This window comes from Hoyosella altamirensis (assembly GCF_014191505.1).
GTDB classification, from domain to species: Bacteria; Actinomycetota; Actinomycetes; order Mycobacteriales; family Mycobacteriaceae; genus Hoyosella; species Hoyosella altamirensis.
In genome coordinates, this window is record NZ_JACHWS010000006.1 from 63,747 (window position 1) to 87,423 (window position 23,677).

Genomic DNA, 23,677 nt, shown 5'->3' on the forward strand with positions numbered 1-23,677 from the left:
ACTCGTTCTGCCCCCATTTGTAGGGGCACGTCATGCCATTTGAGAGGAAAATCGTTGAGGAAGAACGTCATCCGTTCTGTGGCCGCTGTGTCTGCGGCTGCGTTGTCCGCACCCTTGTTTGGCGGAATCGCGTCTGCGAATCCGCAGCCTGGGCTGGCGTCTCCACCATCAGGTGGGGGCCAGCCCGGATTGACTAGCCCTGATCCTGCGCCTGCCCCGCAGCGTCAGGTGTGGGTGGAAGTCCCGCAGCAGCAGCGCTATCAGAACGTGCAGTGGCGCCAGTATGACGCACCCGAGCAGTACAGCGCTCCTGCCCAGAGCGCACCTGCTGCGGTACAGGAAGTTACACCGTCAGCCCCTGCTCCTCCCACCGCTGTGATCGCCCCGATAGCTGCTCCCGAGGGGCGTCTGCGTATCGGTGACTTCATCACTGACAAGCCGGAGTGGATGAGCGAGGACGATCTCGAGAAGACGAACAACCAGTCCGCGCTGATCGAGGCAGATATCGCGAACGCGTGGGTGGATGCCGGACTGGGTGACGCGGATCGTGCAGACAAGGTCGCGGCCGCAACGATGGCCGGCGGCGCTACGGGAGCGCTGCTCGCTGGAGGTGTGGGCGCTGTCGCTGGTGGTGCCGCTGGTGCAGCAATCGGCACGCCGATCGGGGCCGCGGGTGGCTCCGTGTTCGTTCCTGGTGTGGGCACGGTTGCCGGCGGCACAGCAGGCGCGGTCACTGGCGGCGCGGTCGGTGCGACCGCTGTCGGTCTCCCGGCTGCGATCGCGGGCGGCGCGGCGGGCGCGTTCGCGGGTGCCGCGTTCGGTGCGGGCGACACCCTGCCGGACGAGGAAGCGCGTGAGCTTTTCCCCGAGCCTGAACCGCTCGTGATGCCCGGGGCAGAGAACATTCCCGGCCTGGAGGCATTCGTCTTGCCGCCCGCTGAAGTGCCGGTGTTCTCCGACGTTCTGCCAGAGCCGCGGTTCGTTGTCGATGCCCCGGGTGAGGCAGCGTCAGATCCCGTGCAGGAGATGGTGAATGCCTTCCTCCAAGGATGAGGAAAGCGGCCCTATCCAGCCGGATCCCGTAAGTGGCTCCTGGCAGGACTGGGCACAATTCTCGGCCGGAACGGCACCAGGCGGGGGCACGGCTTGCGATACACCGCATCCGGGTGAACGTCTTGCGGGTCCTGTTTCCCGGCGTAACCCCACCCTTGTGGCGGCAGGAATCATCGCCGGGGGTTTCGTCATTGCTGGAGTCTTGGGCGGGACTATCGCGGGACTGCTGATGGCGTCTCGTGATGCTCCTGCTTCGAGTGACCCGATCGGATTGGCGAGCAACTCACCCACAGTCACGGGCGCGGCGGCCATGAGTGAAGAACCGGAGCCAGACGAGGAATCAGCACCCGCATGGTGTGAGTCCTCAGCGTCCGGGCAGAAAGTCACCGGTAACGGGTCCGGCGATGATCAGACACTTCCGGGCGCGATTTTCGCGCTTCAGTATGCCTACTACGTCGACCGGGACGGGGAATCAGCAGCGCGTGTACTCGCGCCAGAGTCCGGCATCACCGCTGAGGGTGTGCAGGAGGGGATCAACTCGATCCCTAAGGGCACGCAGCACTGCGTGGAAATCATCCTGACTAGGGAATCTACCGCCGAGGTGCTGGTGACGCAGATGGCCCCAGATGGTGGCGTCGATTTGTTCAGTTCCACGGTCACGGCTCGTCAGACTGATGGTGGGGCGTGGCGTCTCACCTCGATCCGCGGCGGGGGATGACCACGATGGCCCTTGTCAAACGTGTGGCCGCGGTGGCGGTCGCGGTCCTGGTAGCCGCGGGCGTCGTCGGTGTACCGTCCGCAGCCGCGCAACCGCGGACCGGGGATCTGGCCACGATTCTCGACGGCCAGTGCCCGCGGCTGCTTGCGGTCGTCGTTCCTGGCACAGGCGAGGCGTCATGGGTAACTGACCCGTCGATGGATTCGGGCATGCTGACCCAAGTCACCGTGCCGGTCGCGACCACGACAGATACGACGGAGTTCAACCGGTACGTGGTGCCATACGCGGGGGACTTCGGCTTTCAGGGCACTCCGTACATCGAGTCGGTAGCGACTGGCGTCGCGGGCGCGATCAGCGTGCTCGAAGAGTTTCAGCAGCTGTGTGGTCAAGGCCAGGCGGGCCTGACAGGCCCAGCCGCAGAAACCGTCGCCCCTGAGCCTGGAACCGGTCGTACCGATGATTCTGCGTGGGAGCCAGTAGAGGAGCCGGTGCCGGCAAGCGGTGTCACGCCGTCGTGGCTGACAGCGCCTTCTGAGGCGAGCCCCGTTGATGGAGAGCAGCTTTCACCGTCGTGGCTGAGTGCACCCGAGTCCAGTGCCGTCCCGGGAGGTGCGGAAGCGGAATTATCACCGTCGTGGCTGTCCGGCGGAGACGGGATCTCTGCGCCGGAGCTGGGCAGTAAGGCCGAGGAAGTGCGCCCGGCTTCTCAGCCACGGATGAGCGGCCGGGAGGTGTCGAAGGCCGCAGTGGTGGGGTTCTCGCAGGGCGCTCAGGTTGTTCGCGAGGTGCTCGCAGCGATAGCGCAGGGAGACACCGGAGTTGACCCAGACTTTATCGCTGCGGGCGCGTTGTTCTCTGATCCAGGCCGGGCCGCAGGGAGCGGCTTCTTCCCGGGCAAGCCTGCCTCGGCGGTATCTCCTGACCCCGTCCCGGGCACAGACGGGCAGGCTGTCACCGCGCTGCGGACGATCACGCTTGAACCTGCACCAGGTGCGGGCATCGCACCGATCGGCACGAGTGATTTCGGTGCGCTGACTGGGCGCGTTATGTCACTGTGCATTGCCGGTGACCTGGCGTGCTCGGCACCGGATGCACCTATCTCACGGGTAGTCACCGGCGTTGCCGGGCGGCTGGACCTCAACGCACAGGACCCGGTAGGGGTGGCGTTCTCGGTTGCGGAAACGTTGTCGGGAATGACGCTGCGTACGGCGAACACTCTGGTCGCGGACGGCGCTCTCGACAATCTGGTTTCTGGGAAGCCTCTCGGTGGTGAGCGCACGCTGGCGGATTACCTGGCTGATCAGGCTCAGGTCGGCTCCGAAGCGGAACATGATCCGTTCGCGGGGCTGGCTGAGCTGGGACGGTTCGGTTTCGGCGCGGCAGTCACGGTCGCGCAGAGGGTGCTGACTCCTGAGGTGATTGCTCAGGTGGCGATCGCCGGGATCACTGACCCTGCAGCGGCACTGACCGTCCTCGGTACGCACCTCGTGAGCGCGGTTGCGGAGGTGTTTCCTCCTGAGGCGGTACTGAATTCGCTGGCGGCGACGGTGCAGCAGGAAGTCGCGCAGGGGCTTACTGATAATGGCGAGCTGATCCGCGCGGCAACGGACGCACGTTTCCATCAGGGGATTGCGCTGCACGGCGCGTATCCCTCGTGGCCGATTGGTGAGTTCGGGCAGACCAGCACGCAGTGGGTCGCGGACTGGCTCAGGGCCATCATTTCCGACCTGACACCGGGGTCGGTAGTGACTGAAATCGACGCCGCACGATCGCTGGCCGCACAGCAGTGAGGAGTCAAGCAATGAGGAGCCACCGCGACCAGCTCCAGTACCGTCGCCTGCCGGAAGCTGCGGCTCCACGTCACGCGTCAACGGCGTGGGTCCCGGAGGCGATATATGAGCGTTGAGGACGAGCTGGCCGTACCAGAAACTGTGTGGCGCACCCCTATTCCCGCAGAGGGCCGCGAAGGCGCGCCTGCCCCGGCTTTCTGGTTGTTCGGTGCTCATGGCGGGGCCGGGGTTTCCACGCTGACCCGGGTGATGCTTCCAGCGGGGGATTGCATGCGGAGGTGGCCGTCCGGGCACTCGAGCGAGTCCCCGCTGGTGGTGATCGTTTCCCGGACTCACGGAGCGGGTCTCAGTGCCGCACACCGGCAGATCGCCCGGTATCACCCGCAGGGCGCAGTCCCGGCACGACTCGTTTTCGCGGGTTTGATCACGATCCCGGACGCGCCGGGCAAACTGCCGCCTGAGATGCGCCACCACCTCGCTTTGGTGGCCGATGCAGCCCGCAAAGCCGGTGGTGAGCACTGGCACCTGCCCTGGATCGAGGAATGGCGCACGTGTCCCCGTGAGGACTTACCGCGGTGGCACCCCCGTGACCGGCCGATGGTTGGCCGGTCACGGATTGCTTCCGATCACGGCGCACAGCCTCCCCTGGAAGTGATCGAGGCAGGGCAGGCACTAATCCGCAGAGCCAGCGATGTGATCGCGCAGAACACGCTCTCCACTGAAAGGAACGTCAGTTGACCACCGAACTTCTCCTCGCCGGAAGCGAAACCGCCCAGTACCTCGCCCAGATCAACCCCGGATCTCCGCAGGCCCCACCCGGTGGTGACCGCATCTTGCTGGTTGTCCGCTGGATCCTGTGGGGCCTGGTCGTCATGTGCATCGTCGGTGTCAGCGCTGCCGGGGCAATGCTCGCACTCGGCCGCAACGGCATGATGCAGATGACCGACACCGCAGAAGGCCGCCTGCTGAAAGGCATTCTCGGCGCCGCGGTATTCGGTATCGCCGGGACACTCGTCAACACCCTCGTTTTCTGATGAGCCCGTGGCTCTACGCGCTTCCCGGCAAGCCCCTGCCGGAGGAAGTGACCAGCGCAATGACGCGGGTAACCGGCTGGCTGAGCTGGATCATCGCGATTGCGCTTATCGCCAGCATCTCGGCGGCTGGCGCGCTGTGGTGGCGGCAGCGAAACAGCGAAGACATCACCGAATCACCCATCACCCGCGTGCTGATCGGCTCCGCACTGATCAGCGCATTCCTCACAGCAGGCGCAGCAGGACTGACACAAATCCTGACCTGACGTGACTGCACCTTCCGCTACGACTGCTGTACCGACAGCCAAGGAGACCTGGAACATGCGTAAAACGCTCACAGCGGCGATAGCTGCCGCGTTCGTTTTCGCCGTGGGCTGCGGCAGCACGACGAACGACGCCAACGCCGATCGTCTGGTGGAGTCGCAGATGGCCGCACCGCCGGACGCGGCCTGGACGTCGCTGCGTGGGGTGCAGGTCCCTTCAGGGGCCGATGGCCCCAGATCCGGATCTGGGGCAGAGCGCACTGGCTACGCACGTACCCCGCATGGCGCTCTGCTCGCTGCCCTCAACGCTGAGACCGCCGTCAGCCTCGCGAGTGACAGCGAGTGGGCGCGAGTTCTGACATCCATGACGGTGCCCGGTCCGGGGCGCGACGAATACGCCGCGGCACGCGCGCTTGTCTCCATCACCGGAGAAGCTGGCGCATCCGCACCCCGGTGGGCGGGATACCGCTGGATCAGCTGGGACGACAAGAAAGCGAGCCTCGAAGCCGTCACCGAAACACCGGACGGTGAGCTCCACGCGCGGGAACTGAGGGTGCAGTGGATGATCAATCCCTCCGCAGCCGAGGGTGAAACAGAAGGCGACTGGCGGCTGGTGCTTGAACCCACTGGTGAAGCACAACCGCCACGCCCGGTCGGCAGCCTCGATAACTACTACGCCTTCTCCGCTGAGGAGAGTGCGTCATGAGCGGGAACAACACCGGGACCACGCCCCCTACACCGCGAATCACGTTCTCTGCCGCCTGGGCTGGCGCCGCCGCTTTCCTCGCGATCATCCTCGTTATCGCAGTCACGATCATGATCAGCCGCAACACTGGCGGCAACGAGGAAACCAAACCCGCGCCACCACCAGAGACTGGGCAGCCGGTAGGTGGGTTCCACTCCTCGATCACTGACGTGTGGGGCAACGTGATCCTCAGACCAGTAAACCCCGAAGGAGAACCGCTGAACCCTAATCCCAGCCGGGACTGGGAAGCAGGCCACCCCATCACGGCCCCCGTAGCCATCGAATGGCAACTCACCGCATACGGAGCGCTGCCCTTCTCCGGCGACGGCCCCTACGAAGTCGCTGACTGCCGCGCCAAGGGATACTCCCGCACCCCCCAAGGCGCAGCACTCGCGGCAGTCCAACTCCGTGCGCGAGCAAGCTGGTGCGACTCTGACAGCGGCGAAGGGCTGATTGACGAGCAGCTGGTCACCCTCGACGCCAGAAATCGGGTTCAGCCGCTAGAAGACCTTGTGCGGGCACGCGTGATCCAAGGATGGCGTGAACACGCCACCTCGCTTGAGGCAGAGGGTGTTACTCGGAGTCAGGCCGCGCAGTATGTGAACTACAAGTACGACGCATTCCGCATAGAGAGTTTCGACAGAAACCGCGCCGCGATTGACGTGGCTACCCGGCTTTCCGATCATCAGTGGTCAGTAGCCCGGTTACACGTTGTGTGGCACGAAGGCGACTGGAAATACATACCGGACGCAGGAGAGAAGCAGAATCATCTCAATGCACTGCCTGAGGGATGGGTTCAGTGGTAGAGGGCCGCAGAGTCTGCTCATGCAGTGTTGCGGGCGTAATTGCGCTGATCGCTGTGCTGTTGCTTGGAGCCGGACCGAATGTGCCCCAAGCAGATGCACAGATTCCGATGCTTCCGGGAGTGCCATCCCTCCCTGCCGGTGCTGCCGAAAGCGCCGTATGCGAAACACTCGACATCCTCAACGCTATGGATCGCGAGGAGTGTGGCGAGCGAGCAGCGAGTGTGCGTGATGCGATTCCAAGTCCGGCGACCGGGCTAAGCGATGCCGGGGAGGCTGCGCTTTCGCGCATGGCGCAGGGGGCGCTCGGGGCTGCGGCTGAGTCTGCATGGTCGACTGCTGAACGGGTCATGAAAATGATGCTGACCTGGTGGATCAGCATCGATACACCGGTTCTGTATGAGACCGACAACTCCGGTGTGCCCGTGGCGAATGAGTCCGGTGACATGGTCATGTCGAGCTTGTTGAAGCTGGTCAATGACCATACAGTGCGGCTCCAGATTTGGCTGGCGTTCATATCGCTGTCGATCGTGTGTCTGCGTGCCGCCGTTTCGTGGAACAAGCACCGCTCGGAAGAGGCGCAGAACGCGATGGCGGCAGTGCTGCGGATGGCGATGGTAGCAACGCTGTTTTCAGCACTGGTGGTGGTGGCCACGGCTGCGTCGGATGCGATCGCGGACTGGATCGTGCAGGGCGTCATGGATCAGCAGATCATCGGGGTCCCGGCAGTAATGGCGCAAAAAACAACGAGGTTCGCGTAGCGCCTGGTCCGGGTAGACGGACGAGTCGTTGTTGGTGGCCGCTATCGGTGGCCGCGGTCGGGACCGAGGAGGCTGGTGATGCCGCGCATGGCCGCCGGTGAGGGTTTGAAGTAGCGGCGCAGGTTGTCGGGTTTGCGGTGGCGGGACTTGGCCATTAGCTCGAGCAGGCTGGCTCCGGCCTCGCCGAGATGCGTCAGGCCAGAATGCCGGAGTTCGTGCAGGTCCCAGCCGGTGCCGGGTCCGTTGGTGGCGGTGGCGGCATCGAGCAGGGCGCGGGCCTGGCCGTAGGACAACCTGGCCAGGCCGGTGTCGGGGCAGATGTCGCGGTCGGCGACGGCTTTGCGGGGTCCGGGTCGGCGGTGGGTGACGAACAGCGGTCCGCGGGTGCGGCCCTTGGTGAGGCGTGGCAGGAGCCGGGCGGTACCCGCGTCCCAGTACACGAGCTCGTGCGCGTACTCGTGATGGGCGGCGCCGCGGCGGCGGGTGCGGGGCTTGGCGCCCTTGGACTTCACCGGGCAGCACCGCCCGGCCAGGTCGAGGTCTTCGATGTTGACCTGGAGCAGTTCCTCGGTGCGGGCGCATGTTTCGTAGAGCATCCGCCACAGCGTCTTATCCCGCAGGTCGATGTCGCGGCGGGTGATGAGCCGGTCGATCGCGGTGCGCGAGCGCACCGGGGTGGCCGAGTCCGGCGGGGTGGAGCGTTTCACCCACGCGGGGACCGCCGGGGCGAGGTGTCCGTGCTCGCGGCACCACGCCAGCCAAGACGCGACCGCGGCGCGGCGGGCGTTCCAGGTGTTGACCGCCGCCTCGCCCCACAAAGTTTCCAGGGTTTCGCCGATCTCGTCGTCGGCGACATTGGCCAGCGGCCGGGCCTCGCCGAGCCTGGCGGTGGTCTTATCGACGGCGATGGCGTAGGAGCGGCGGGTGTTCGGGGAGCGGATCGAGTCGAGGAAGCCGTCGCCGGCGGCGCGGACGGTGATCCCGGACGACAACATTGTGACCTCCCTGGCCTGCTTGCCACAGATAACAGGGCCGCTTCGCGCACCGCCGGAGCGGAGTCGTCGCAGGCCGGGTTTCATGGTGCCACAGATAACAGGGTGTTATCTGTGGGATCAGTCGGCGGCGGGTCGGTGGACGCCGCCGGCGGCGGCGTTGACGGCTTCGGCGAGGGTGGGGTGGATGTGGATGGCGGCGGCGAGTTGGCCGTAGGTGGCGCCGCAGGTCATGGCGATGACGGCTTCGTGGACGAGGTCGCCGCCGTCGGGTCCGGCGATGTGGCAGCCGAGGATCCGGTCGGTGGCGGCGTCGGCGACGAATTTGACCAGGCCGCGGGTGTTGCCGATGGCGCGTGCTTTGGCAACGCCGGTGAAGTTCTGGCGGCCGATGATCACGTCGTAGCCGGCTGCGCGGGCGGCGGGTTCGGTCAGGCCGACGGCTCCGACTTCGGGGTCGGTGAACACCGCGTGCGGCACGACACGTCCGGTGGTGGTGCGGTCCTGGTCGCGGTAGACGGTGCGGTAGACGATGTCGGCGTCGTCGCGGGCGGTGTGGGTGAACATCGGCCCGCCCCGCAGGTCGCCGATCGCCCACACGTTGTCGGCGGAGGTGTTCAGGGTGTCGCCGACGGTGAGGAAGCCGTGCGGGTCGGGTTGCAGGTCGAGGTGTTCCAGGCCCAGGGCGTCGGTGTTGGGGGTGCGCCCGGTGGCGAGCAGCAGGTGGCTGCCGGTGATCTCGGCGGTCTCGGTGCCGGTGCAGCCGATCCGGATGTTGCCGGCCGTCCCGGCGGCGTGAGTACAGGTGGTGGCGGTCGCGACAGTGATGCCGTCGGCAGTCATGCCGTCGGCGACGGCGGCGCTGATGTCGGGGTCTTCCCCGGGCAGCAGCCGGTCGGCGCGCTGGACGATGGTGACCTCGGCGCCGAATCGCCGGAACATCTGCGCGAATTCGCAGCCGACGTAGCCGCCGCCGACGACGAGCAGGTGGGCGGGTAGTTCGGTGAGGTCGAGCAGCGTGCGGGAGGTGTAGTAGGGCACGGCATCCAAGCCGTCGATGGCCGGGAGGGTGGTGCGGGTGCCGGTCGCGAGGATGATCCGGTCCGCGGTCAGGGTGGTGCCGTCGACGGTGAGGCGCCGGTTACCGGTGAATTGTCCTGCGGCGTGGTAGAAGTCGAGGTCGGCGGATTTTTCGACGGCCCGATACGATCCGGCCCGGATGGAATCGACGAGGGTGTTCTTACGCTCCACCACGGCGGCCAGGTCGACGGTGACCGGACCGCCGACGCGGACGCCGAACTCGGCGGCGCGGCGGGCCTGATGGGCGACGGCGGCGGAGGCGATCATCGTCTTGGTGGGGATGCAGCCCCGGTTCAGGCAGGTCCCGCCGAGCAGTTCCTTCTCGACGAAGGCGACCCGGCCGTGGCGGGCGGCGCGCAGCGCCAGTGGCAGCCCGGACATTCCGCCGCCGAGCACGAGGGTGTCGTAGCGTTCGGTCATTGCGGGCGCCCTTCCTCGATGACGGTCGTCGGGGTGCAGCAGTCGACGGGTGCGGCATCGGTAACGCGGCGCCGGATCATGCGGTGAGCGAGGACGGTGACGGCGGCGGTGAGCACGGTCAGTGCCGCGATCGTCGCCATCAGTGGTGTGTGGTTCTGCAGCCAGGTGCTGGCGGTGGTGGACAGGGCCGCGAATCCGTTGGTGCCGGTGGTGTCGCCGGTGACGGCGGGCAGCCAGTACCAGGCCAGGTAGGCGCCGGTGAGGATGAGCACGGTCGCGGTGATGCGGGTGCCGTGCCGGGCGAGGGCGGCGAGATGGTGGGTGAGCGCGGTACCGGCGGCCGCGGCGGCGAGGCTGACCAGCAGCAGGATCGTCGCGGCGCCGAGGGTGTAGGCGACGAACACCGCGAGCAGCGCACCCCAGCCCGCGGTGGCCTGGGCCTGGGCGATGACGGCCAGCAGCACCCCGAACGTGCACGACAGCGACGCCGCGGCGTAGCCGATCCCGGCGAGGACGATCCCGGTTGTGCCGCCCGGCCCGGTGGCCGGGCGCAGCGCTCGGGTGGGCAGTCGCAGACCGAGCACGCGGCCGGTGAACATGACGACACCGAGCAATACCAGGGCGACACCGACGACCAGACCGAGCCACGGCGCGGCGCTGATCAGCGCGCGGGCACCGGCGCTGATGGCCAGCCCCGCCACGGTCAGGGTGCCCGCGAACCCGAGGGTAAAAGCGACGCCGGTTCGCAGCGCCCGCGCCGTGCGTACCCCGAGCGGTTCGGTGGCGGTGTCGCCGAGGGTGTGGGTGATCCAGGCCGGCAGCAGCGCGAAACCGCACGGATTGACCGGGGCGAGCATGCCCGCGGTGAACGCCAAGGCCAGCAGCCCGTTCACCGGTCCCCGGCCTTCGCCAGCGCGGCGGTGATCTGATCGGCGGACGGGTCGGCGGCCCGGTAGGCGACCGCACCGCCGGGGTCGACGACGAGCAGGGTCGACAGGGCGGCCACGGAGTACCGCTTGGTCAGGGTCGCATCGGTGTCGATGACCGCGGGCACGGTGTCGGTCCCGGTTTGCTGCTGGAAGTCGGTGACGACCTGGGCAGGTTCGGCCGGATCCATGTCGACCAGGACGAAAGCGGCGGTGTCACCGAGTTGTCGCGCAGCCTGCGACAGCGACTTCGCGCCGCCCACGCATTCACCGCAGCCGACCGAAAAGAAGAACATCGCCGTCGGCTTGCCGCTGGGCACGGTCACCGGCGCCCCGGACAGCGCGGTGACCGTGACGGGGTCGGTGGCGGCGCGGGGCGAGGCGGTGTCGGTGCCGCAGGCAGCCAGCACCGTGACCGCCAGGGCGGCGAGCGCCGCGCTCACCGTGCGTCGGGTGATCGGCGTGGTCACGGCTGGGAACTCCGATCGGTCGACGCGTTGGGCTGATGCGATCGGCGGGTGCCCAGCAGTCCGCGGACTGTCCCTCGCTGCGGCGGCTTACGACGGCGCGCGGTGTAGCCGACGGCGGCGAGGACCATCACCGCGGCGGCCACGATCGGTCCCCAACTGCGCAGCGCACCGCCGAGGGCGGTGAGCGCACCGGCCGCGATCAAGGCCGGTCCGGCGCAGCACACGATCATGGCCACGGCGGCACCCACCACCGCGAGCGGGCCGCCGATCCCCGTGGAGTTGTTGCGTACGTTCATCAATGTCCTGCTCCGTTCACACGAGCGGTGTCGATGCGGGTGCAGCAGGTCAGCGCGGCGGCGTTGTCGGCGGCGAGGGAGCGGGCCAGCATCACCAGGTCCGCGACGCGTGGGTCGCCGACGGAGTAGCGCAGCTTCTTGCCGTCACGGCGCGCGGTCACATAACCGCAGTCGGCCAGGCAGGACAGGTGCACCGACACCCGCGGCTGGGAGATCCCGGCATGCTCGACACACTCCGCGGAGGTGCGCTCGGCGGCCAAGATGAACTCCAGCAGCTTCAACCGCGTCGGATCCGACAGCGCGCGAAAGAACTTCGCCGTCGCATCCAGGTGCGTGCAGGCCGTCTCGCCACCGGGCGCGGTGACGGCGGCGGTCGTGGACCGGGGCAAGGGGATCGCCTCCACAAGAAGAAAGTTGAACTATTCGGATAAGCGCATAGTATGATGTCCGGAGATATTCGTCAACGCGAATAGCAACCTGTTCCGTGACCGGAGTCCCCCAGCAAGGAGAACCCGCCGTGACCACGACATCCCCGCGCGCCGATCTGGCGATCATCGGTTCCGGTTCGGCGGCGTTCGCCGCCGCCATCGCCGCGGTCAACCTCGGCAAACGGGTGGTGATGGTCGAGCGCGCCGCGATCGGCGGCACCTGCGTGAACGTGGGCTGCGTGCCGTCGAAGGCGCTGCTGGCCGCCGCGGAGGCCCGGCACACCGCGGCGAGCGCCGACCGGTTCCCGGGGCTGGCGGCGACCGGGGCACCGGTGGACTTCGCCGAGCTGATCGCGGGCAAGAACGCGCTGGTCGACCGGCTTCGCGGCGAGAAGTACCTCGACCTGGCCGCCGACTACGGCTGGGAGATCGTCTCGGGAACCGCCGTCTTCACCGGTACCACCGACGCACCGGTGCTGCGGGTCGAGCAGGGGGCCGATGGCCCGCGGGTGATCGACGCCGATCAGTACCTGATCGCGACCGGCGCCGCGCCGTGGGCGCCGCCGACCGACGGGCTCGCCGAGGCGGGGTATCTGACCTCGACCACCGCGATGGAGCTCGACGTCCTGCCGGGGTCGCTGATCGTGGTGGGCGGCAACGCCATCGGTCTCGAACAGGCACAGTTGTTCGCCCGGCTCGGCACCCGGGTCACGGTGATCGAGGCCCTGGATCGGCTGGCGCCGTTCGAGGAACCCGAGATCTCCCGGGCCATCGCGCAGGTGTTCGCCGACGAAGCCATCACCGTGCTCACCGGCGCCACCCTCGACAAGGCACTGGCCGAGGGCGGCGAGAAACTCGTCACCGTCCGCACCGCCGACGGGGCCACCACCGAACTGCGGGCCGCCCAGCTGCTCATCGCCACCGGCCGCCGCCCCGACACCCCCGGATTGAATCTGGCGGCGGTCGGGGTACGCACCGACGACCGCGGCGCCGTCGTCGTCGACGCCCACCAGCGCAGCAGCAACCCGCGGATCTGGGCCGCGGGCGACGTGGCCGGCGGCCCCCAATTCGTGTACGTCGCGGCGGCGCAGGGCACACTCGCCGCCGGCAACGCCCTCGGGCACGCCGGCCGCACCCTGGACTACACGGCGCTGCCGCGGGTGACATTCACCAGCCCGGCCATCGCCGCGGTCGGCCACACCGACAGCCAAGCCGCCGCAGCCGGATTACGGACCGAGTCGCGGCTGCTCACCGGTGCGAACGTGCCGCGTGCCCTGGTCAACCGGGACACCCGTGGTGTGGTCAAACTCGTCGCCGAGGCCGGGACCGGGCGGGTGCTAGGCGTGCACGCCGTCGCCGAGGGTGCCGGGGATCTGATCACCGCCGCCGGGTACGCGATCACCGCGGGCATGACCGTCGACCAGCTCGCCCGCACCTGGGCGCCGTATCTGACCATGGCCGAAGCGCTGAAACTCACCGCCCAAACCTTCACCGCCGATGTCGCCAAGCTGTCCTGCTGCGCGGGCTGAGGACCGGATCGAGCCGTCATGAACACACCGGTGATGACCATCGGAGACCTGGCCCGCCGCACCGGAGTGCCGGCGAAAGTACTACGCCGCCACCACGACCTGGGCCTGATCTACAGCCTCGGCCGCAGCCGGGCCGGATACCGGCTCTTCGACGAACACGCGCTGTGGTGCGTCGAGGTCATCGCCACCCTGCGCGGCCTCGGCCTCACGGAGGCCGAAATCCGTCAGCTCGCCGCCACCTGCGACGACAGCGCCCGGCCGGTCGGACCGCAGCTGGCCGAACTACTGGCCCGCTCCCGGACCCGGATCGAGGACCGCATCCGCGACCTCGACGAGCAGCGCCGCCGCATCGACGAGTTCGAACACCACCACCACGACGCGTTGACCCGGGCGACCAGCCACGACCGAGCCGCCGCCCCGCCGTGGGTGCCGGATCCGAGGACATGCGGCTGCGGCGCTTGACCTTCCCTGCGGTGGCAAGCCCGACACTCGATCCCACACCCGTGACTACACGCTCCGAGGGGACACCAGCGATGACGACCAACCCGTTCGCCACCACCATCGTCGACACACTGTTCGACTCCACCGCCAATACGGGAACGAACCTGATGGGCACCGCGATGCGGCTGCTCGCGGCCGGTGAACCGATCACCATCGAACAGCTCGCTACCGCCGCCGGCGCCAGCGTCGCCGACGTCGAGAACGCGCCCGCCGCCGCGGACATCGAATACGACGACCGGCACCGCATCCTCGGCTGGGGCCTGACCCTCAATCCCACCCCGCACCGGTTCACCGTCGACGGCCACCAGCTCTACACCTAGTGCGCCGCCGACACCCTGCTGTTCCCCGCCATCATCGGTCGCCCCGCCACCGTCGAATCCACCTGCGCCGCAACCGGAACCACCATCCGACTGTCCGTTGACCCGGCCTCCGGGGTCAGCGGCCTCGACCCGGCCACCGCGGTCATCTCTGTACCCGGCCCCGACGAACTCGACCCGACCCGGGTCCGCGCCACCACCTGCAACCCCGGCCGCTACTTCGCCACCGCCGTGGCGGCCGCCGACTGGCAGAGCCGGCACCCCACCGGGCTCGTGCTGCCCGTCGCCGACGCCTACGCCCAGCTGCGCCCGATCAGCGACCGCATCCTCACCGCCACCGAACCACCACGCTGTCGCTGACCCAACCCAGGCCACCGATGTGCCCAGCTACGCCCCAGCACCCTCTCCCGGAAGGTGGTAGCCGGCGGTCAGAAGAGGGTGTCGCGGACCCGCAGCGGCCGGTACCCGGTGGGGCCGAGCTGGGCCAGTTCGGCGTCGATGTCGACCTCGATGGCGCCGAAGAAGTTGATGTTCTCGCTGTGCGCCGGAGAAATGTGCGCCAGCACCTCGTCATCGATGCGCCGCCCGGCCCGCCGCATCTGTTCGGTCGCCAGACCGTAATACTCCGTGGTCCAGGCGATGACGGCGTTGGTCGCCAACGTGAGGCACCATGCCTGTTCGGTCTGTCCCTCCAGGTGCCTCGCGCGCACGGTTCCTTCATGCGCGTAGAGCAGGTCGCGGCGGAGCGCGTGCAGGGATTCGCCCTTGTTGAGCTGGCGGGAGATCTTGCGTCGATAGCCCGGGTCGGACAGATACCGGGCGGCGTAGATCGTGCGCCGCAGCGCCCCGTACTCCTTGAGCGCCGCCGCGAGGGCGTTCTGCCGGCCCGACGCCGACAGCTTGCCGACCAGCAGCGACGCGGTGGCGTGCCCGAACTTCAGCGACCCGGCCAGCCGGAGCAGGTCGTCGTAGTGCTCGGCGATCAGATCGAGATTGCACCGCCGGGTCAAAAGCGGGCCCGCGTGCGGGAACGCGGACTCGACCTGGGCTCGCGGCGCCGCCCGGTACAGGGTGATCCGGCCCAGGTCCCGGATGCGGGGCGAGAGCTGCAACCCGAGCAGGTCGAACAGCCCGAAGTTCACCAGGGTGACGCCGTGCGTGTCGGTCGCATGCTCGGTGATCGGCAGATCCGTTGCATTGCCGAGGATTTCGTCCAGCACGTAGTGAGCTTCACGTCTCGTCGCGACGATGACCTTCGTGCCGTAGGTGGCGTGCTGATCGGTGACATGGGTATACGTGCTCAGTCCTTCGTTCGCGAAATAGCGGCTCAACGCTCTGGCAGTGACCGATTTGCCACGGGTCGGGAACCGCTGCCCATCACTGGAGGACAGGGTGCCGGCCCCGAAGATCGGGGTCAGCGGCAGGCGTTGGTGGTAGTCGATGATCGTCAGGTTCGCCGCCCGCAGCGTCTCCTCCCGCACATACCACTCCGAAGTCCAGGCCAGGATGTCGTAGGAGATGCCGGAGGCCTCCGCCATACGGGTGAGACCCAGGTTGGTGGAGTAGGCCAGCAGCACCGCGATGAGGTTGCGCTTCAACTCCGGGGTGCGGGACTGCTTACCGCCGGCGTGGGTGAAGCAGTCCAGGTAGCCGGTGCGTTTGTCCAGCTCGATCAACAGCGACACGATCGGCGCGAACGGCAGCATCTCCGTCAACTCCTGCTTCAACGCCACCGCTTCGGCCGGAACGTCTTCTGCCGACAGCGGCGAGACCACCAGGTCACCGGCCTCATCGAGACGGACCGGGCCGTCGCCGTCGGCGAGCACCTTCTCCAACTCGCTCATAGCGTCGTGCAGCTCGTCGGTGGCGGTCGCCAGGGCGCGGGCCGGATCAGCGGACTTGCCGACCAGGCGGCAGAACTCGTCACGCTGCGGCTCCCACGCCTGCGGGGTCAGCAGGTAAGCGGCCGGGTCGGCGTAGCGGCGCGACCCCGGCACGAACACGTCGCCGCTGCGCAACCCGTCCCGCAGCCCCAGCAGCACGCACAGCTCCCAGTAGTGCCGATAGGCGGTGGTGTTGCCGGCTTTGCGGGCCTCGTCGAGGTAGCCGCGCCACTTCGTCGGCACGAACCCCGTCGGCGCGTCGTCGGGCACCTTGCGGGTACCGGTCGCATTCAGCTCCCGCAGCATGTGCACCCCGATCAGCAGCTCGATCGCCGCGGTGCCGCCGGCGAACCGGACTGTCGACAGCACCTGCGGGGTGAACTGCCGCAGATAGGAGTACGAGCTGTCCAGAGCGGCCAGGTGCCCGTGATCGCGCGGCAGCCGAGGTTTGGCCTGCGCGACCGCGGCCCGCAACCGCTCCCATCCGATCCGATCGCCCCGGATCAGGCCGCCGATCTCCTCGTCAGGGATCTGCGTGTCGGTGATGATGGCCAGCAAGTCGTCGAGCAACCCCTGCCGATCCTCTCCGGCCTTACCGCGCTCGGCGAGCTCGTCGCGCATCCGGCGTTCGGCTTTGCTCAACCTGGCCGAGATCGCCTGATCGAACAGCTGCACCACCTCGTCGAGCACATCGGTGGCCGACTGAGCCAACACCGTGAGCAGGATCGGGTAGCGGCGTTGCGGATCCCGGCGTTCCAAGGCTTGGCCCGTCAAGCGTCGGCCCACAGTCGCCAGGAACCGCCGCCGCTCCGCCGGCAGCACCGACATATCCAGCTCATCCGCGCCCAGGTTGCGCAGGAACACCAGCTTCTCGACCTCGGCCTTCACCGCGGTCGCCGACGCCTCCACCGGGCCGGTCGACAACCACCGCAACCGCGACATCCCGATAGACGGGTCGGCGACCAGCAACGCATCCAGTTCCTTACACCGCTGCGGCGTGAACTCGCGCGCCAACCGGTCATAGGTCTCCCGCTGCGCCTGCGTGCGAGCATGCGCGACCCGGCGGACCACCGTGTCCGGGCCCGGCCGGATCACCCGCGCCGAGATCAGGTACTCACACGCCAGCCGGAACAACAGCGTCGGCGAATCGTGCTCCATCGCCCGCGCCAGAAGGAACTCATCCAGCTCCTTCAACTCCATCGACCCGGCAGGCCGCCACCCCAGATACTGGGCCACCAGCCGCACATGCTCGGTCCGCGTCTGCGCCCGCTTGCCATACGAACGAAGCTGCACCGCATCGACATTCAGCTGATCCGCCAACCGGGCCACCGCCACCGGCGGCGCCGACGACACCTTGTCCGGCACGAACCCCAGCCACGGCAAGGTGCACAACGCCACCGCCAGGCCCAGACGGACCGCAGGGCCCCTGCCCTGCGGAGCAACGAACGCCAGATCCGCCGGGGTCAGCGTGAAGTACCGGAACAACTCCTCACGACTGATCTCCGGGAACTCCCGCAGGCGCTGCAACTCCTCGTCCGCGAATACCCGCGTCGCCACGAACCCCAGCCTCCAAAACGCCGACCAACCTCATCGGCAGCCAAGCCAAGCACCAACCACCCCGGCCCGCAGCCCGAACCGAGAAATCACCGCCGACCAGGCGCTACGCGAACCTCGTTGTTTTTTGCGCCATTACTACCGGGACCCCGACTGGTTGAGGCTGTATTCCTTTAGCGTTCTTGCCGTGGCCGGCGGACGTGTTCGCGGCTGATACCTGCCTGCTGCGCGGTGGTCTGCTGTGTTTGCTGTGAGCGGCGCAGCTCGTCTCTGATTTGTTGCTCGCGGTCTCGCGTTTTCGGTGTGAGGGTGTCGCGGCGTTGCTGTTCGCGGCGCAGTGTTTCTTTGCGTTGTTCTTGTTGTTTCGTCCATTGGTCTTGGCGCTGCTGTAGCGCTGGCGCAGATGCGGTGGCTTTTTGCGCGGTGTAGTCGCGATGGTGCTGGGCGCGGGCGAGGTCCTCGTGGTGGGGGCGTGGTTGCTGGGGGCGTATCCGTTCTGCTTCGGTTTCGAGTTGCAGCGCGGCTTGCTTCACTGTCGCGACTTCGGCACGGAGTTGTTCGATCCGTGTGTCGAGGTCTGCCCTGCCTCTTGCGAGCCTGCCCATTCTGGATCGCTGTTGTTGTGCCTGGGAGAGTCGTCGGCGCAGTGCGTCGCGGTGCTGCGCTGCAGGCAGGGCCTGCTTGGCGGCTTGTTCCCACGCGGCCCATTGCTGGTCGAGGCGTACGAGCGCGTCGTAACGCTGCGCCGCCACGCGGGCAGCCTGCTCAGATCCGCTGGCGTTGCTGCTTGGCAGCAGTGCGGGGTCGGTGACGGTGGGCTGTGCGAGGAACGCGCGAAGTTCCGCGTCAGTGTAGAGACGCTCGCGGTGCTTGAGCAGGCTGTCACGCACGGCACGGTCATCGTCGGTGACGACCGTGTCGGCGTGCAGGGTGTCATACCGGTCGGACATGACTGCGGCGTATTCGGCGAGTTCGATGTCCGCGCCAGGGTGCCTCGGCGGCAGCGGGGCGAGACCTTCGGGCTCTGGGGCGCCGCCGGTGAGGCTGTCGATGCGGTGGGAGAGGACGGCGGCCGCATTCTCGGCCGTGACGAGTTCGCGTCGGCTCACGGCCTCGCTGAGCACCCGTTCGGGCTGCTGGCGCGCGTCGTGGATCGCTGCGAGCCGGTTACGGAGCTGGAGGTATCCAGCGGGGTCTTCCTCCCACATAGTCACGACGATCGTGGAGGGCAGGGATCGGTCGATGAGATGGTCAAGATAGGCGTCACACAGCATGACCCGCGCGGTCTCGTAACGCTGTCGCGCCGCATCGGGACTGTCAGCTTCAGCGAGAGCGTTGCGCAGTTGCTCCGTGGCTGACAGCTCGGATGCGTCGGCCGCGAGGATGCGCCGCATACCCACGACCGCCGGACTGAGGGCGTCGTCGTCGGTGTATCCCCACGCGTGGAGACGTTCGTGGTTCCGCTCAGCATCCGGTGCGCGGTGGACGTGCTGACCCTCGATCCCGGAATCGAGTAGCTGGTCCGTGACGACGTAAACGATGTTCTCTGTGCGGCCGCGTGTCAGGCCGACGTAGGCAGATTGGCGTGGCGCGGAACCTGGTGTGGCGAGGTAGTGCCCGGTGTCAACGGTGAGGCCCTGCGCGCGGTGCACGGTACTGGCGTAACCAAGTTCCACAGACTGCTTCACGTACGCGGCGGGCAGTGTGACCGCCCCATGGTGATCGACGTGCCGCACTGACAGCGAGCCGTCACTGTGGGTGCGCTCGACCGTCCACAGGTCACCGTTCATGACGCGGGCGCCGGGCCGGGTGCCGCCTTTGGTGCGAAGGTCTTTGTTGTTGTCGCGAGTGACGACCCTGTCGCCGCGCCCGGCTTCGAGTTCGTCACTGAGCGTCACCGTTGCGGTGGTGTCGGCGCGTCCTGTCTCGCGGTGGTGGTCCTGGATCAGTTCGTTGAGTTGTGTGGTCATGGCGACGGTGTCGGTCATGACGATGGAGGACCGGCCCTGCTGGGTGTCTGCCAGGTGGGCATGTACGACGTTATCGATCAGGGTGTCGCGGTCGCCGCTGCGCAGCCAGCCGCGCTGGTCAAACATGTCGATCGCAGCCGGGTCGCCTTTGCGGAGCAGCAGTGAGTTGCGGGCTTGTCCTTCGTCGTGACCAAAGCGCACCACGGTGGTGAGCTCGGGAGCGTTCGTGTGGTCGGCGAGCAGCCGGAGTGTGCCACTGGTTTCGACGGCGTCGAGCTGAGCGGGATCTCCGAGCATCCGCAGGACTGCGCCGGTCTCGGTGGCGATGGCGCGCAGCGCGTCAAGGTCGTGCAGCGATGTCATCGCTGCCTCGTCCACAAGAATCATCGTCCCCGGCGTGATGTCGCGGACCAGCGTTCCCGCCTCGGTGCCGGGAATGCGGCCTCGCCACGGATAGGTCAAAGACGCGACTGTTTTAGCCTCAGCACCGATTTCTTCACCGAGTTTCTCGGCCGCCGCGGCTGACGGTGCGAGCGCGATGATCGTGCGGCCGGACGCCTGCCACGCGTCCGCGACGGCTTTCATCGCGGTAGTTTTCCCCGCCCCGGCCGCGCCGGTCGCGACGGCGACACGGGCACCGGAGAGGCAGAAGTGCTCCGCGAGTGCCCGCTGACCCTCGTTGGGCTGACGCTGCATAGCCGTGATGGTCCTGGCGAGTTGCGCGCGCGTGGTGAACACGGTGGTCGGTTCGGCGCATGCCTCCAGCAGGCGTGCTTCAGCGTCGAGCACGGCACTGGAGGTGTGCAGCTGTTCGCCGTGGCGAGTCAGCTGAGAGACACCATCGTTTCGCCGCAATGCCTCGGGTACGGGCTCGGTTTCGGGTGGCTCCAGAGCGACGGATTCGCGGTGCAGCGCTCTGTCAGTGACAGCGTCAATCGCGGTGCGGCGCTGCTCAGCAGTCGGGAACTCGACCGCGGCGAGGCGAGCTTCGACCGCCCCCACGATGTGTGGCCGCGCCCAGGTGGCACGCTTCTCGGACACGTCCGCGATAACCGCTTTCGCTTCAGCTTCCACACCCAGGAATGCGCGCGCATTGCGCTGGCGTTCCGGGTGCAGCGCAGTGCTGAGCATCGCGTCGATGCGGGTCTCGCTGCCAAGGATCTTCGCGGCCTGCGCGCGCCACTCGGTGCGGTGCTGGGCGAGTGACTTCGCCTCGTTCTTGCCTTCGCGGGTATCAAGGTTGGCTTGCTGCAGCAGCCGGAACTCCGTTTCCGAGCTGGGGGAGTAGCCGTGCTTGGCGCGGAAGTCCGCCACGAGCTGGTCGCGTCGCTGGCGGATCATGTCGGAGCGTTGTGACCAGCTGCGGCAGAGTCTCTCATCAACGCCCGCGATCTCGAGCACGGGCTGCTTACCGCGGGCGGTGACTCGCTCGACGGTATCCACGCCGAGGCTGCGGCGCAGGTTGTCAACAACGGTGGCGTTGTACCGCTGTGACGCCGCGACCCCGTGCTTGAACACAGCGGTGCCGTCGATGGACCGCCACTTACCGTCGATGCCCTGGATCTTGTTGCTGACCGCACAGTGCGTGTGGAGGTTGGGATCTCCCGCGCGGGTGTCGTAGTGATCGTAGGCAGCGACGATCAGGCCGTTCGTGTTGATCTGACGCTCACCGTTGTCACCGGTGCGCGTGAATGCCGCGTTCTCTTCCAGCCATTCGATCGTCTCCGCTACCGCGCTGCGGTGTGCCTCTTCGACGGCCTGACGTGTCGTGTCGTCGCCGAGTGCCCACAGCACGGACACACTCTTCGCGGGGGTGAATGTCAGGTCGAACCCGGCAACGGGATGACGGACCTGCCGGGCTGATTCGGTCGCGACCCACGAGGACAGCTCCCGGCCGGTCTGCGGGCGCCGTCTGTGCTCCGCCTCAAACAGTGGGCCGGCCGCGGCCATGTGCTGTGCGTGCCGTTCCTCAGCGGTGGGGATGCGTCCGTGTTCCTCCGCGAACGCCCGGTCTGCCTGCACTAGCGCATCACGCATCCGTGACTCGTTCTTGAACTGGGGGAACTTTCTTCCCAGCCGGGTCTGGCGGATCGTCTCCTTGGGTGCACGCTGAATCGCGCGTCGTGTCGAAGCTGCGTCGTAGATGCTGCGGCTGATCGCGTCGGCGTTCGGGTGTAATCCTTCACCGAAAAGCGCTTTCATCTGAGCTTCGGTGACGTTACCTGCGACGACACGTTCTGGCCGCACCTCGCCGCCGTAGGTGGCGAGCCCTGCCACGCCCGCACCCATCCACCGGCCCGGTGGGGTGCCGTTGGTGTGGTAGTAGCTGGCCAGTGACTGCCCCGCTTCGCGCTGCACGTCCTGAGACGCCACGGAGCGTGACAGATACGAATATCCATCGCCCGCGTGGAGGACATGCACAGTCATCACGCGCAAGATCATAACGACGCTTCCCAAAAGTCAGAGCTTCTGCAAGAGGTGTGTAGAGCGAATGTGATGCAAGGCACAGACAACAGGGAAGCGGATTGCTGGCGGGCGTTCACTAGGGGATCGGAGTGGGGTATTTGCATGGATCGGCGTGTTCGGTGGTTGCGCGCCTGAGTGTGGGAGGCAGGCTGATAGCCTGTCTCCCACACCGCGAGTCGCTTCGAGGGTGTGGTTGGTGGCGTTAGGTTGTGCTGTCAATTCCGTTGCGCCACGCCGGATGCGCGGGTGTCAGGGGCAGTTCGTATGATGCTGCGCATGGCATCAACTAGCTCTCAGATATCGGCGCGTGCACAGGCGCGCAAACGGACACAGGAAGCGCTCGCGCAACGGCGGCGGCGTGACGAAGAGAATGCAAAGTACCTCGATACATTCTTCGAGGCGGTCGAGCGTGAGTCAGTGATTGACGAGGAGACTGAACGCAAGATCGTACGACTCCGGGCGGATGCTGAAGAAAAGAAGCGTGCCCTGGCGGCGGCGAAGCGGGACGCGCTCGCCGGGATTAAGAACAACGGTGAGAACATCGGCACCATTGCCGAGTGGACCGGCATGTCCGCCAAGGAGACTCGTGCAGTACTCGGCCACAAACGACACGAGAAAGAAACAGCTTCCGCGCCCGCGGCTTCTGCCGCACACGATAAGGCTGCCCCGGATCCAGAACTGGTCGGCGCTGCCGCGTCGTGACAGCTGACCATGTGAAGCGAAGTCCTCGTTCCGGCGGCGGTAGCGGTGCGCCACCACTGGCTGGTTAGTTAGCCCAGCCTCCGGCCTAGGGCGGGAACATTTTCGGGCGCGTTGGGTGATGTGAAAGTGTGGCTGCCCGTGTACCTGGTGATCCCTCTCGTTGTCACCGCGATGGTCCGTGTCAGGGATCGGAAAGGCACAACACTATGAGCGCTCCGCACCCGTTAGCGATTGATCCGGTCCGTGACGCCGCTGAGGTGTCGCGGTTCTGGTCGTCCGTGGTGCGCGGTCCCGGTGAGGATGACTGCTGGGTATGGGTCGGCGCGATCAGCGACGACGGATACGGCCGCTTCTGGGTGAAAAGAGAGGGCCGTCAGCGTGCGGTGCGTCCGCACCGCTACGCGCTCGTACTGGCCAATGATGGTGCTCCGCTACCACCGGACTGGGTGAGCTTGCACCTCTGTGATGTCGCATTGTGCGTGCGCGCCAACTCGCATGTCGTGGCGGGAACGCCCCGGGAGAACTCGCGTGACATGGCGGAGAAGGGCCGGGTGCGGGGCCGCTGGAACAGGTGGCTTCCTGGCACCGGACGGGACCGGGCGGAACGGTCCCGCGCGGTACGCAACGCACTGCGGGATGGGTGGGACGCGCACCGCTTCCGCGATGCGCTGCATGGCGTGAATGAGCATCCAACGTTGTTCTGATTCTGTCGGCACTTCTCCACAATCCACTCTCACCGCCAGCCAGGGAAGGCGTGGCCTCGACTTTCAGAGACTTTTGTCTTCACGCTTCCGGCACCCCGATGCTGGACGCCTTATTGCCAACGGCGAGCGGGACTCCCTGCGTTGATTCGGAATCGGATGCCGCACTATGACCGCTCCCTTCACTCGGGTGGCGCGCTGAGACCGGGTGCCTCGATGGCGCCCGGTCTCACTCCTGCGGGACGAATCCGGGTCACGGGGCCGTGCTGATGCCGCGT

At 67.2% G+C, this 23,677-nt stretch carries 22 protein-coding genes and 1 pseudogene; 15 read left to right on the top strand and 8 right to left on the bottom strand.

Annotation, left to right across the window (positions count from 1 at the left end; all coding sequences use genetic code 11):
• Nucleotides 1-54 precede the first annotated feature (54 nt).
• The 9 genes from FHU29_RS22310 (at nt 55) to FHU29_RS22350 (ending at nt 7,164) form a co-directional block, all read left to right on the top strand.
• Entirely contained in the window at nt 55-1,053 is a 999-nt protein-coding gene (locus FHU29_RS22310; protein WP_183377668.1) for a hypothetical protein, read from the top strand.
• Nucleotides 1,034-1,771 carry a DUF8176 domain-containing protein gene (locus FHU29_RS22315; protein WP_064442234.1) on the top strand — a complete coding sequence of 246 codons (738 nt, stop codon included), beginning with the start codon at nt 1,034-1,036 and terminating at the stop codon, nt 1,769-1,771. The genes FHU29_RS22310 and FHU29_RS22315 overlap by 20 nt, the downstream gene beginning before the upstream one ends.
• Nucleotides 1,738-3,561 (top strand): hypothetical protein, encoded by a 1,824-nt coding sequence (locus FHU29_RS22320; RefSeq protein ID WP_064442233.1) that lies wholly within the window; start codon nt 1,738-1,740, stop codon nt 3,559-3,561. Before FHU29_RS22315 ends, FHU29_RS22320 begins: the two co-directional genes overlap by 34 nt.
• A 105-nt stretch (nt 3,562-3,666) precedes the next feature.
• Nucleotides 3,667-4,299: a DUF6668 family protein gene (locus FHU29_RS22325; protein WP_064442232.1), complete on the top strand. Its 633-nt coding sequence runs from the start codon at nt 3,667-3,669 to the stop codon at nt 4,297-4,299.
• Nucleotides 4,296-4,595 (top strand): hypothetical protein, encoded by a 300-nt coding sequence (locus FHU29_RS22330; protein WP_064442231.1) that lies wholly within the window; start codon nt 4,296-4,298, stop codon nt 4,593-4,595. Before FHU29_RS22325 ends, FHU29_RS22330 begins: the two co-directional genes overlap by 4 nt.
• The gene (locus tag FHU29_RS22335) at nt 4,595-4,858 is read left to right on the top strand and encodes a hypothetical protein (protein ID WP_064442230.1); all 264 of its coding nucleotides are present in this window, start codon (nt 4,595-4,597) and stop codon (nt 4,856-4,858) included. Before FHU29_RS22330 ends, FHU29_RS22335 begins: the two co-directional genes overlap by 1 nt.
• A 55-nt stretch (nt 4,859-4,913) precedes the next feature.
• Nucleotides 4,914-5,561 carry a DUF8175 domain-containg protein gene (locus FHU29_RS22340; protein ID WP_064442229.1) on the top strand — a complete coding sequence of 216 codons (648 nt, stop codon included), beginning with the start codon at nt 4,914-4,916 and terminating at the stop codon, nt 5,559-5,561.
• Nucleotides 5,558-6,406 (top strand): DUF8175 domain-containg protein, encoded by an 849-nt coding sequence (locus FHU29_RS22345; protein ID WP_064442228.1) that lies wholly within the window; start codon nt 5,558-5,560, stop codon nt 6,404-6,406. Before FHU29_RS22340 ends, FHU29_RS22345 begins: the two co-directional genes overlap by 4 nt.
• Nucleotides 6,391-7,164, top strand: coding sequence for a hypothetical protein (locus FHU29_RS22350; RefSeq protein WP_064442227.1), 774 nt, complete (start codon nt 6,391-6,393; stop codon nt 7,162-7,164). Before FHU29_RS22345 ends, FHU29_RS22350 begins: the two co-directional genes overlap by 16 nt.
• A gap of 41 nt (nt 7,165-7,205) precedes the next feature.
• Here FHU29_RS22350 and FHU29_RS22355 read toward each other — a convergent pair whose 3' ends face one another.
• The 6 genes from FHU29_RS22355 to FHU29_RS22380 all read right to left on the bottom strand — a co-directional run bounded on the left by FHU29_RS22355 (nt 7,206) and on the right by FHU29_RS22380 (nt 11,737).
• Nucleotides 7,206-8,159, bottom strand: coding sequence for a tyrosine-type recombinase/integrase (locus tag FHU29_RS22355; protein ID WP_017682183.1), 954 nt, complete (start codon nt 8,157-8,159; stop codon nt 7,206-7,208).
• Nucleotides 8,160-8,276: 117 nt separating this feature from the next.
• Complete coding sequence (locus FHU29_RS22360) at nt 8,277-9,656, bottom strand: dihydrolipoyl dehydrogenase family protein (protein ID WP_010596918.1); 1,380 nt, start codon at nt 9,654-9,656, stop codon at nt 8,277-8,279.
• Complete coding sequence (locus FHU29_RS22365) at nt 9,653-10,549, bottom strand: cytochrome c biogenesis CcdA family protein (RefSeq protein ID WP_064442226.1); 897 nt, start codon at nt 10,547-10,549, stop codon at nt 9,653-9,655. Before FHU29_RS22365 ends, FHU29_RS22360 begins: the two co-directional genes overlap by 4 nt.
• A complete protein-coding gene (locus FHU29_RS22370; RefSeq protein ID WP_010596916.1) occupies nt 10,546-11,052 on the bottom strand; it encodes a TlpA family protein disulfide reductase in 507 nt (168 codons plus the stop codon). Before FHU29_RS22370 ends, FHU29_RS22365 begins: the two co-directional genes overlap by 4 nt.
• Complete coding sequence (locus FHU29_RS22375; RefSeq protein WP_010596915.1) at nt 11,049-11,348, bottom strand: hypothetical protein; 300 nt, start codon at nt 11,346-11,348, stop codon at nt 11,049-11,051. Before FHU29_RS22375 ends, FHU29_RS22370 begins: the two co-directional genes overlap by 4 nt.
• Entirely contained in the window at nt 11,348-11,737 is a 390-nt protein-coding gene (locus FHU29_RS22380; protein WP_026138108.1) for an ArsR/SmtB family transcription factor, read from the bottom strand. Before FHU29_RS22380 ends, FHU29_RS22375 begins: the two co-directional genes overlap by 1 nt.
• A gap of 128 nt (nt 11,738-11,865) precedes the next feature.
• Between FHU29_RS22380 and merA the strand changes: the two genes are divergently transcribed.
• The 4 genes and pseudogenes from merA to merB all read left to right on the top strand — a co-directional run.
• Complete coding sequence (gene merA, locus FHU29_RS22385; RefSeq protein ID WP_010596913.1) at nt 11,866-13,305, top strand: mercury(II) reductase; 1,440 nt, start codon at nt 11,866-11,868, stop codon at nt 13,303-13,305.
• An 18-nt stretch (nt 13,306-13,323) separates the two neighbouring features.
• On the top strand, nt 13,324-13,767 hold the full coding sequence (locus tag FHU29_RS22390; RefSeq protein ID WP_010596912.1) for a MerR family transcriptional regulator: 444 nt from the start codon (nt 13,324-13,326) through the stop codon (nt 13,765-13,767).
• Between the two features lie 11 nt (nt 13,768-13,778).
• Nucleotides 13,779-14,126, top strand: a complete 348-nt coding sequence (locus FHU29_RS23500; protein ID WP_232323074.1) for a hypothetical protein — start codon at nt 13,779-13,781, stop codon at nt 14,124-14,126.
• A 12-nt stretch (nt 14,127-14,138) separates the two neighbouring features.
• Nucleotides 14,139-14,483, top strand: a pseudogene (gene merB / locus FHU29_RS23505) (organomercurial lyase); the annotation flags it as partial.
• Between the two features lie 68 nt (nt 14,484-14,551).
• Here the strand turns inward: merB and FHU29_RS22400 are convergent.
• Both FHU29_RS22400 and mobF read right to left on the bottom strand, forming a co-directional pair.
• Nucleotides 14,552-17,563, bottom strand: a complete 3,012-nt coding sequence (locus tag FHU29_RS22400) for a Tn3 family transposase (RefSeq protein WP_017682184.1) — start codon at nt 17,561-17,563, stop codon at nt 14,552-14,554.
• Between the two features lie 170 nt (nt 17,564-17,733).
• Nucleotides 17,734-21,957, bottom strand: coding sequence for a MobF family relaxase (mobF, locus tag FHU29_RS22405; protein WP_083962526.1), 4,224 nt, complete (start codon nt 21,955-21,957; stop codon nt 17,734-17,736).
• Between the two features lie 315 nt (nt 21,958-22,272).
• Here mobF and FHU29_RS22410 point away from each other — a divergent pair, with 315 nt between their 5' ends.
• Both FHU29_RS22410 and FHU29_RS22415 read left to right on the top strand, forming a co-directional pair.
• Nucleotides 22,273-22,698 (top strand): hypothetical protein, encoded by a 426-nt coding sequence (locus FHU29_RS22410; protein WP_183377669.1) that lies wholly within the window; start codon nt 22,273-22,275, stop codon nt 22,696-22,698.
• A gap of 206 nt (nt 22,699-22,904) precedes the next feature.
• The gene (locus FHU29_RS22415; protein ID WP_064442223.1) at nt 22,905-23,402 is read left to right on the top strand and encodes a hypothetical protein; all 498 of its coding nucleotides are present in this window, start codon (nt 22,905-22,907) and stop codon (nt 23,400-23,402) included.
• Nucleotides 23,403-23,677: the final 275 nt, after the last annotated feature.